Raw genomic sequence first — 3,046 nt, 5'->3', positions numbered from 1 at the left:
CATCGCCAACCTCGTATCTGACCGCTACACCACCGCCTGAGGACAGGCAATGAGCAGGTCAAACACGCCTCATCCGCTATCACGCACCAGCTCGTAAGACGTAGTGGATTCGACGCACATCGTCGATCACTCAGGCCGTCGGAGCGATGAGCGGCAGCATGCGTTCACAGATCCGGCGCTGCACCGGCACCGGATCTCAGGTGGACTGGTTCACGACCTGCTGCAGGTTCTGATCGTTGCCGTCCGGCAGCCGAGCGGCCATGGCTTGGATCGACTTCCGGCGGCCGTCCAGCATCAGGCCACGCAGGTAACAGTCGCTCCTGGCACGCCGGCCCTTGCGCTTCAGAGGGACGAACACGTCAGCCACATACGACGGCAACTCAGCCCGTACACGGTCCACTTCGTGCGTATCCGCACATCCGACATGCCCGCCCACGAGCAGCCGAACCAGAAAACCTAACGGAGTGCTACTCGACCGCTTTCCATAGATCACCGTTCAGCCCGGGCTCTTCCACACCCCCAGCACGACCACCACCTCTGCATAGCCTTCCCGAGTTTCCCGCGGAGCCTCATACCCGTCGGCTACTTTCTCGAAATCAGCCGGTCGTCGCATCCTATCGCCTCGAGCTGAACCAGCACACGAACATGGATTGGCAAGTTTTAAAACATTGGAGAATCAGTAGTCGTCTGTGACAATGACATTGAGGTGATGGTGCTCTACCACTGCATCCCTGCCCCGCCCGACGATGCTGGCAGCAATGGCCTCTGCCAGCACTACAGACCTCCGCCGCCCACTGCGGCATCCCACCAGAACCCGCGTTGGGAAGTCCCTCCCGGTGTTCAGATCGGCAAGGGCGAGAGCAGCCTCAACCGTCCTCTCAACCGCAGTGAACACCCCAGGGACCGCGAGCATCTCCCGTACCAGGTCCTCATCATGCCCTGTCATCCCCTCGAACCCGCGATGCCGGAGGAGTAGCTGACACCGTAAATCCAGCAGCAGCACAGAGCCCTGTGCTGTCGGGACCCTGCGCCCGAAAGAGAAACTCTGCACAACTACCAACGGCACGGAATGAATCGATACCACAACTATCACGTCCCCAAAACAAAACCACCGCGCTTGCCGACAAAAGATCTGGAAGGTACGTCGTCGGCGAACTGCACTGCCGTCAGCCGGAAGAGAAGGCTCGGACAAGGACAATACCCCCACACGCTATGCTCCAACCCCTTTCGGCCTGGGCGGACAAGAGGGCTACAAGGTCTGCGAGAGAACTATTTTTAGACCGTGTCCTATGTGGTGAGGCGAACAAGTCGCTTGTAGCAGCAGAGAGCCGCGGCGAGGCCGAGAAAGGCCAGGTAGTTGCGGGATTGGTGCTCGTAGCGGTAGTTGAGTCGGCGGTAGCCCGACAGCCAGGAGATGGTCCGTTCGATGACCCGCCTGAGGCGGCCCAGGCGTTCGCTGGATCACTGACGTGCTCAGCCAGTATCCCGGTAGCGGTGCGGGCGGCTTTACTGACTTTGTCTGTGTGTTGTCGTGGGGGCTGACGGGTGGTGATCGTTGCGGTATGCGGTGTGTATGAGGTATCCGCAAGGTGGTGGACTGACTGCCGAGCGACGGGTATTGCGGGAGCGGATCCGTCTCGAGGCAGCCGAGTTGTTTGCTGTGGGAGAGTCCAGCGTGGTGATCGCCAGGAAGCTTCGGGTGAGTGTGCGTTCGGTCCAGCGGTGGCGGAAGGCCTACGAGTGGGGTGGTGAGAACGGTTTGCGGTCGGGCGGACCGGCGTCCCTGCCGCTGCTCAGCGATCGCCTGTTCGCCGTGCTGGAGGAGGAACTGGCCAGGGGCGCGGTGGCGAACGGCCGGCCGGACCAGCGCTGGACCCTGTCAAGGATCAAGACGCTGATCGGGCGCCGGTTCCACAAGAGCATGACGCTGTCCGGCACCGCGAAGATGCTCAACCGCCACGGCTGGAGTCACCAGGTGCCCGCCCGCAGAGCCCTGGAGCGTGATGAGGAGTCCATCGCGGGGTGGGTGAAGAAGACGTGGCCGCAGGTGGAAGCACCGCGGCGGCGCTCGGAGCCTACCTCGTGTTCGAGGACGAGGCCGGCTTCTCGATGACGCCGCCCACCACCCGCACCTGGGCTCGGCGCGGACACACCCCTGTCATCCGCGTCCGGGCCGCACGACCCGCTGCCTGTCGGTCGCCGCCCTGCTCTGCTACCGGCCCGGCGAACGACCACGCCTGATCTACCGGCTCCACCGTCACAACAGATACAAGGGAGCCCGTCAGAGCTTTACCTGGACGGACTACCGCGACCTGCTGACCGCCGCCCACCGGCCGCTGAGAGCGCCGATCGTCCTGGTGTGGGACAACCCCGGCACCCACCGATGTGCCGCCCTGCGCGACTTCGCCGACGGCCAGGACTGGCTCACCATCTTCCAGCTGCCCGCCTCACCCAGACCGTGCGGCACGGCCTCCGCACCATCCAGTACCGCCCCGACCTCCTCCAAGGCTGCCTCACCGAGACAGGCCTCACCATCCACAACAGACAACCCACCACGACAACACACAGACAAAGTCAGTAAGGCGTGCGGCGGACTGGCTGGGTGGATAGTCCATCAGCAGCAGCCGGTCGATGAGAGACTGCTGATCTTTTCGTAAGTTCGGTGGGTGGGGTGGGTGTGTGGGTGGGAGGCTGCCGGGGTGGCTTATCGACCTTCCCCTTCGGTTGCCGGCTCCTGCCTTGCTTCTTTGTCGCGGCCTCTGTTGGCGGAGGCGCGTCGTGTCCGGGCAGCCGAGTTGTTCGAGGGCGGCGCCTCGAATGCGGAGATCGCGAGGGCGGTGGGGGTGTATGCCGAGAGTGTGCGGTGTTGGCGGCGGGTGTGGGGGCAGGCCAGACGGTGCTTCGGGCCTGCGGAGACGGGCAGCCACCGGACGCCCGCCCAAGCTGGGCGACTGAGGTGCCTCGAAGTTCTCGGACAGGTGTCCAATAGGATCGCCTGGAACAGGGAACGAGGAAGAAGTGGCGCCACCGAGGAAGTACTCGCAGG

General features: G+C 63.7%; 1 protein-coding gene and 3 pseudogenes. 1 reads left to right on the top strand and 3 read right to left on the bottom strand.

Annotation, left to right across the window (positions count from 1 at the left end; genetic code table 11):
• Positions 1 to 133 precede the first annotated feature (133 nt).
• The 3 genes and pseudogenes from ACZ53N_RS36955 to ACZ53N_RS36945 all read right to left on the bottom strand — a co-directional run.
• A pseudogene (locus ACZ53N_RS36955) lies at positions 134 to 436 on the bottom strand (transposase); the annotation flags it as partial.
• A 240-nt stretch (positions 437 to 676) separates the two neighbouring features.
• The gene (locus tag ACZ53N_RS36950) at positions 677 to 1,051 is read right to left on the bottom strand and encodes a RapZ C-terminal domain-containing protein (RefSeq protein ID WP_469145083.1); all 375 of its coding nucleotides are present in this window, start codon (positions 1,049 to 1,051) and stop codon (positions 677 to 679) included.
• A 236-nt stretch (positions 1,052 to 1,287) separates the two neighbouring features.
• Positions 1,288 to 1,461, bottom strand: a pseudogene (locus ACZ53N_RS36945) (IS5/IS1182 family transposase); the annotation flags it as partial.
• A 112-nt stretch (positions 1,462 to 1,573) separates the two neighbouring features.
• Between ACZ53N_RS36945 and ACZ53N_RS36940 the strand changes: the two are divergent.
• A pseudogene (locus ACZ53N_RS36940) lies at positions 1,574 to 2,581 on the top strand (IS630 family transposase).
• Positions 2,582 to 3,046: the final 465 nt, after the last annotated feature.

Source organism: Streptomyces sp. NPDC033229 (genome assembly GCF_055576875.1).
The sequence above is the reverse complement of the archived record's forward strand: the minus strand, read 5'-3'. Positions and strand labels throughout refer to the sequence as shown.